The organism is Rhodohalobacter sp. (assembly GCF_041686455.1).
Taxonomy (GTDB): domain Bacteria; phylum Bacteroidota; class Rhodothermia; order Balneolales; family Balneolaceae; genus Rhodohalobacter.
The window spans coordinates 28,837-36,423 of sequence record NZ_JAWLDW010000018.1 but is presented as its reverse complement, the minus strand read 5'-3'; the positions used below and the strand labels follow the sequence as shown (position 1 = coordinate 36,423).

General features: G+C 40.5%; 6 protein-coding genes and 1 pseudogene. All 7 read right to left on the bottom strand.

Going from position 1 to position 7,587, the window contains the following annotated elements; all coding sequences use genetic code 11:
• A partial coding sequence (locus ACESM0_RS04160) for a hypothetical protein (protein ID WP_372903940.1) occupies positions 1–359 on the bottom strand: 359 nt, incomplete at its 3' end.
• 39 nt (positions 360–398) lie between these two features.
• Complete coding sequence (gene guaB, locus ACESM0_RS04155) at positions 399–1,874, bottom strand: IMP dehydrogenase (protein WP_372903938.1); 1,476 nt, start codon at positions 1,872–1,874, stop codon at positions 399–401.
• Between the two features lie 113 nt (positions 1,875–1,987).
• Positions 1,988–2,308: a hypothetical protein gene (locus tag ACESM0_RS04150; RefSeq protein ID WP_372903936.1), complete on the bottom strand. Its 321-nt coding sequence runs from the start codon at positions 2,306–2,308 to the stop codon at positions 1,988–1,990.
• An 83-nt stretch (positions 2,309–2,391) separates the two neighbouring features.
• Entirely contained in the window at positions 2,392–3,684 is a 1,293-nt protein-coding gene (gene purB / locus ACESM0_RS04145) for an adenylosuccinate lyase (protein ID WP_372903934.1), read from the bottom strand.
• Between the two features lie 9 nt (positions 3,685–3,693).
• Complete coding sequence (locus ACESM0_RS04140) at positions 3,694–5,184, bottom strand: M48 family metalloprotease (RefSeq protein WP_372903932.1); 1,491 nt, start codon at positions 5,182–5,184, stop codon at positions 3,694–3,696.
• A 34-nt stretch (positions 5,185–5,218) separates the two neighbouring features.
• Positions 5,219–7,102 (bottom strand): DUF2779 domain-containing protein, encoded by a 1,884-nt coding sequence (locus ACESM0_RS04135; RefSeq protein WP_372903930.1) that lies wholly within the window; start codon positions 7,100–7,102, stop codon positions 5,219–5,221.
• Positions 7,102–7,587, bottom strand: a pseudogene (locus ACESM0_RS04130) (UDP-N-acetylenolpyruvoylglucosamine reductase); the annotation flags it as partial. The pseudogene ACESM0_RS04130 and the gene ACESM0_RS04135, both read right to left, overlap by 1 nt.

Below are 7,587 nucleotides of genomic sequence, written 5' to 3'. Positions count from 1 at the left end.
GTTTGTTCTATAGCTAGTGTGGTATCTGCAGCTGTTCTCAGAATTTCTTTCATATCGTTTAATTGTGTGTCTCTGGCATTCAAAGAGTCCTGCAAAGACATAACCCGTTCAGAAATTTCTACAACATTTTGCCTCAAAGCATAATCTTCTTTGAATTGATAGAGCGAGCCAATTGGCGTGGCAAAAAATAGTATAGTTGTGAACAATACAGAGAGTAAAATCACAACTACAACCAGCTTAATAATATCTCGGGCTCTTAATCTAAATGAACTTGACCCGTCGGGATTGTTCTCATCCAATACTACAACTGTAACATCCCCCTCACGTTCCGAAAAAATTCGCTTTATAAATTCCCACATGAGTTGTTACAGTTTATCGTTTAATTTCGTACTAAAAAATCAGGATACTGAATAATTTGGTGCTTCTTTTGTAATCTGAACAGAATGTGGATGACTTTCTTTATAGCTTGCAGAAGAAATTTGTACAAATTCTGCCTGTTTAAGTTCCTCAACCGTTTCAGCTCCAACATAACCCATTGCAGCCCGAACTCCACCTACCATTTGGTGTACTACTTCACTCAGATAACCTTTGTATGGCACCCGGCCTTCAATTCCCTCAGGCACTAACTTTAAATCATCTTCTACATCCTGGAAATATCTATCTTTCGATCCCTTTCTCATGGCACTTACACTTCCCATGCCTCTGTAGGATTTATATTTCCTGGATTCATAAATGATGGTTTCGCCCGGACTTTCATCTACTCCGGCAAACATGGAACCCATCATAACTGCATCTGCTCCACCGGCCAATGCTTTAGGAATATCCCCGGTTTGTTTAATCCCGCCATCAGCAATAAGACCAATTCGATTTTTTGAGGTAAATTCAGCGATTTCTAATATTGCCGAAAGCTGAGGCACACCTACTCCGGTTACCACACGTGTTGTACAGATCGAACCCGGACCAACTCCAACTTTCACTACATCCGCACCTGCTTCAACCAGTGCCTCAGCAGCAGCCCTTGTTGCAATATTTCCACCTACAACATTCAGGTCTCTATATTTGGCTTTTATATCTCTAACAGTTTTTATTACTCCTTCTGAATGACCATGGGCAGTATCAACAGTTATAATATCTACACCAGACTCTACCAAGGCAACAACCCGATCCATTGTATCCGGTGTAACTCCAACTGCAGCACCAACACGCAACCTTCCCATATCGTCTTTACATGCATTCGGGAAGTTCATTTTCTTTTCAATGTCTTTAAACGTTATCAAACCAACCAAAATGTTGTTGTTATCCACAATTGGCAGCTTTTCTACTTTATACTCCTGAAGTATCTGCTCTGCTTCATCAAGAGTCGTTCCCTGCTTGGCTGTTACAAGATTTTCGCTGGTCATTATTTCACCCAGCTTTTTATCAACATAATGTTCGAAGCGTAAATCTCGATTGGTTACAATTCCAACCAATAAGTTATTAGCTTCAACAATCGGAATACCACCAATTTTGTGCTTTCTCATCAATGCCCGCGCGTCTTTCACAGTTGCATCTTCAGGCAGGGTCACAGGATCCACAATCATTCCACTTTCACTTCTTTTCACAAGCCTTACCTGCTCTGCCTGATCTATAATTGACATATTTTTATGCAACATCGCTATTCCGCCTTCTCGAGCGAGGGCTATGGCCATACGATATTCTGAAACCGTATCCATAGCTGCACTGAATATCGGGGTGTTGAGCTTCAAAGAAGGGGTTAACTGGACGGAGATATCTACATCTCTGGGCAGTACAATAGAATGATTGGGAACTAACAAAACATCATCGTAAGTTAGTCCTTGGCGCGTGACTTTTGAGAAGGGAGAGGAGTTATCCATGAAATAATTTTCGCTTTGTTTACATTTTGGCAAAGATAAGAAATCCTATTGAACTTCTTTACCAATTTCCACGAAAACTAACCCTCCTTTCTAAATAGAGCTCATATTTGGTGTCATAGCTTTTTTATTCTTAGTGAATCTATAGCTGTCGTTTCATCACAAATTCCGTCTAAATAGCTGTTTACCCAAAAGTCTACGCTTTCTCTTCTGCGCTGCACCCATTCAGAATTTGTACAGTATTGCCCTCTGAGTTCATCTATATATCCCTTGACATCTTCTTCGATCACCATTTTAAATTCTCCTGGCAGATCTCCCCAGCCTAAGAGTGTAAACATCTCTTCTGTTGCTCGGTATTCAGCCTCTGCCTTGTGAAAAATTGAATTCAGGACTGCATTTTGTACACTTACGTTTGATTTTTTTATTGCTGCTTGCATAGCTGTGTGTGGTTTGATTATGATTTACACACAACTTAAACGAATGGGATGACATCAATGTGTCACCCCTTTATTAAACTTTTTTATAACCCCGCTCTGGAGAATATTTCGTCAACTCTTCGGGTATGATGAGCTAAATCAAAAGCCTGCGCAATTTCACTTTCAGAGAGATTATCCCGAATGGTCTGGTCTGATTTTACGATTTCCTGAAAATCACGTTTTTCCTCCCAAGCCTTCATTGCCAAAGGCTGGACTGTGTCATAGGCATTTTCACGATTCAATCCTTTATCGATAAGCATTAGCAACAGACGTTGTGAAAATACAAGACCGTGAGTTTTCTCCATGTTCTCCAACATATTCTCAGGATAGACCATCAATTTTTCAATTACACCCGAAAAACGGTGGAGCATATAATCCAATAAGATTGTTGCATCCGGCAGAATGATACGCTCTACTGACGAATGAGAAATATCCCGTTCATGCCACAGCGGCATATTTTCATAAGCGGATATCATATAGCCACGCAGCACACGGGCGCAACCGGTAATGTTTTCTGAACTGACGGGATTTCTTTTATGCGGCATGGCCGATGACCCTTTCTGGCCTTTCCTGAAAAACTCTTCGGCTTCCCGGAGTTCAGTTCGCTGAAGATGTCGGATTTCAACTGCAATTTTTTCCAGTGTTCCTCCAATTACAGCAAGTGTGGCCATGTAGTATGCATGACGGTCTCGCTGCAGTGTTTGTGTAGAAACAGGCGCCGGAGAAATCCCCAATATTTCACACGTATACTTCTCCACCTCAGGCGGGATATGAGCAAAAGTACCGACTGCACCGGAAATTTTTCCGAATTCCACATCCTTCGCAGCTCTCTCAAACCGTTCAATATTCCGGTTCATTTCGGCATACCAAAGCGCACATTTCAACCCAAAAGTGGTAGGCTCTGCATGTACGCCGTGGGTCCGGCCCATCATAACAGTAAGTTTATGTTCGTGGGCTTTTTCTGCAAGAGCCTTTACAAAACGATCCAATCCTTCTCTGATTAGTTCATTTGCTTGTTTAAGACGATATCCGTTCGCGGTGTCAACAACATCGGTTGACGTTAAACCGTAATGAACCCATTTTTTCTCATCCCCTAAAGATTCCGAAACCGTGCGGGTAAACGCAACCACATCGTGGCGGGTCTGTTTTTCTATCTCCTTAATGCGATCAATATCAAAAGATGCTTTCTCATAGAGCTTATCTACATCTTCTGAAGGTATCTTGTCAATTTTGCTCCAGGCCCTGCATGCTGCAAGCTCCACATCTAACCACGCCTGAAATTGATTTTGTTCCGACCAGATGTCGGACATCTCCTTTCTGGAATATCGTTCAATCATAACTAATCTTTACTGTACTGGTATTTTAAGTAAGGTTCCGGGTTCAATAGTGGTATCCAGGTTAACCTGGTTTATAATGGCAATATCTTCATGCTCCATATCCATGGGCAGTTGGTCTGGAAGGTATTGTCTGAATGGTTTTCTTTGATCTGCTTCAACAATTTGAAGACGTACCGGTTCGATGTTGAGGATTGATTCGTCCGTAAGCTGATCAAACCCTGTTGTTACAAATCTGAAATCTTCTATATGTTCTTCAAATGCAGCTTCCGGGCTGTAGTTAATAAATCTGTAAATTCTATCTTGATATTCAACAGCATACACATAAACCCCGAGCAGATTACCTTCCTGTTCAATGGTACCCTCTGCCTGATGTGCTGTCCAACGGCCTGAGCTCTGCGTGTCACCTCTCTCTTTGAGAGTAAATCCTTCCTGATTTACAAACTGCGATATTGACTCATTTGCCGATGCATTTTCAGAATCAATTCGCATAATCATCACAGCCTCTCCCTCACCCTTCACTAAAACAACTTGAGAAGGTTGGTTTAAAACCCTCCACTGTTCCGGTACGGGATAAAAGAACTCCAGGTCAGGATGTACAAACCTTCCTTCAGTAACGTATCCGTTTCTTGGATTTTCTCCGAAAACCATACCATCAAGCATCTCCATATAACTGTCGGTTCCATAAATGGTCTGCTCATATCCCTTTTCACGCCATTCATTGGCTAATCTTGGAATTGTCTGCTCCCTTTCGCCGGGGTTTGGGTGGGTTGAAAGCATATTTGGGATATTCTGTCCCTCCTTTTCTGAGATTCTTCTCAAACTCGTGAAAAACTCAGATCCTTCAGCTGCTACGTAATTTTTCATAGCCGAATATTCAACACCAAGGCGATCTGATTCCCTTTCATGGTCGCGACTGTAGCTCATAAACAAAAGCTGTGCGGCCTGACTACTTAAATTCATAAGAGATTCTCCGGGCAATCCTAAAAGCTCTTGTCCCAATATTGAGCCCCCAATTACGGCTACTTGTCCAATTGTCTGAGTCAATGCCCTTTGTGAAGCATGGCGGCCTGCAACGTGTCCAATTTCGTGTCCCACTACAACAGCAAGCTGTGCTTCGTTATTCAGATGAGCCATCAAACCTCTGGTCACATAAACATAGCCTCCCGGTAGAGCAAAAGCATTTACAACCGGGCTATCCAGTACTCGAAATGTAAATTCCGTATTTTTAAATTTTTCATCAGCTTCCTCTCTCCTCATATGGCTTACTTCCAAAAGCTCTTGTCCCAGATTAACAACATATTCATCCAGTCGATCATCATCATACAAGCCATACTGCGAGACGATCTCCTGATCTACATCCTGACCAATTTGCACTTCCTGTTGCCAGGAGTAGGCGTAGGCTCTCTTGTTACCGGAGATTGGATTTTTCTGCACCACACAGGAAGAAGCAAATACAAATACAGAAAGCAGTATGATTATATGTATATGTAAACGTTTCATGATCTTCGCATTTCTTAGATTTAGAGATTGTAAACTACGGATCAATAACTATATCATCTGAGCTTTTGTTGATGGATATAAGGTTTTTTAAGTGGCTATAAATTATAAATAAAGCATAAGAATCCATCGCACAGTATCGCCTTAATAAATTGGGAATAATATCCTTCTCTTTGTTTGATAAAAGGCCGCTTTTTAAAGAAATATATGCGTTCATGGCAGATTCACCATCATCAACACTATAAAACGTATCTTGCAATTCAACGTAGGGATTATAACCCGATATATCCTCCGATATGTTTTCAAAGTCTACAATCTTGTCATAGATTTTAAACTTATTTTTCATCGGATTTTTTAAATGGCTATTTAACTGAAAAATACTGTTTAACACCTGCTTCAATCCGATACTTCCACTCATAAACCGGTTATAATACCCTTCTCTAACTGATTTACTTAAATCAAATATTCTATGATTATTGGTATTGCCGTCAATATAGAGCAGATTTTTCAAATCCCGAATTTCATTTTCATAAAGCATTGAATTCCGATTCATCTCCTGTAGCAGATACCGCAGGGCTTGCGATTCAAATGGCGAATACTGAATCAAACTTCCTTTAAAAATATCTTTGACGCTTGCGAGCTGATGTACAAAATCAACATGCGGATAGCCGCTTTCTTCACGATCGTCTAACCATTCATTATGCGTAATTTTTCCATCCTTTCGCAGCGAATGGCACGAAAATTGAAAATAAATAGGTTGATAGGCGCCCCCATTTCTATGCATGGGCAACGCATAAGTTGCTGCTTCAAAATCTATAAAATGGATTGGGTATTCCAGGTTATCGAGTGCAAGTTTTGATTCCTTTACCCAAACATCTGGCACAAACTTTCTTTTGGCTTTCAAGATCTGAAGTTCTCTTCTTTGTTGAATCGAAATAGAGTATGGATTGTTTTCTCTGATCTTATCAAAGCTATGAGTTTCTGTCTTCAGCGGATAATCTTCCTGATAGTAGATATTCTTTTCAATAAGCTCATTATTTCCATGGCCAATCAGGTCAAAAACGTGTTCATCAGGGAAGTTTTTCTTATCTCCGCAAAAATAATCAGTCCAACAATTTGAAATCCCATTTTCCTCAGGCTTTCTAAACTCACAATAGCTGCATTCCTGATGAATTTTCACTCCAAATCGATCCGTATTTTCCCACGAACCTTTATCGATGTCTTTTAAAACCTCAGATACACTTTTATTCGCGTAAAAATAGTGAGAAACAGAGTCAGGTAAGCTATTGCAAACGTAAGCTGTTGCATCAGTAGCATCCATTTTAGTAAAAAGAGACTGAAACTCTTTGCTGACTTTACTCGGCACTTCATCAGCCACAACTTCAGAAACAATCTGCATTACTCCATCAAATGAAGCATTATACCGCTTGTCCGGAAAATATAGATCAACATTTATATCAGAACTACCTACAACACATTTCAATACCTCTCTCCTGTAAGCAGCTTTTACCAAATAGGAGTTCGTTGTTCTACTGAGAACGGGAACTGATACTTTTTCGTTGTGAAGGCGTTTTTTTAACTTTCCGTGGACCTGAACAATTGTATAGCTCGTTCCCTCCTTAATCAGAATTGGAATTCTTGTAATAAAGTTTTTATTGCGGAGTACAGCCCCGCAAATGGCTACATTCTCCTCCTTTAACCATTCTGCTGTCTCTTTCTCCGCAGCTGATGTTGAGTCTGATGTAAACTTAAGATTTGAAAATTGGAAGGCTACAGCATTTCTCAATTGCAATTTATTGCGCTGCTTAAATGGCAGATAGGGAGAGCGCATGCTACTGCTTTTGCTGTAGTGATACAGTTTAAGAGGGCATGTTATAGCTTTCAGAAAAAGTGAATCATTTATCTCCTTTTCTCCAGCCATTACGATAAAATATTTACTTCAGGTGCCAACTCTATACCAAATTTCTCCTTCACCGATTCGCGTATGTTCATGGCGTGATCATAAATCTCTTCTCCTGTCGCTCCGCCGTGATTGACCAGTACTAAAGCCTGGTTTTTATAGGTGCCTACATTTCCAACTTTTTTTCCTTTCCATCCGGCCTGTTCTATCAGCCATCCTGCAGGGATTTTTATTTTTCCATTACCGGCCTCAAATGACGGAATGTTGGGATATTCAGCTTTAAGTTTTTGATAGATAGAATTATCTACAATTGGATTTTTAAAAAAACTACCGGCATTTCCGATAAGTTCAGGGTTTGGAAGCTTTGACTCTCTGATGGCAACTACGGCATCATAAACATCCTTAATTGAAGGCTCCGTAATTTCGTTGGCTTCAAAATACTCCCGAAGCGCATAATATGAATCCTCAATTTGATGAGGAGATTTTTGAAGACGCAGAGTCACCTT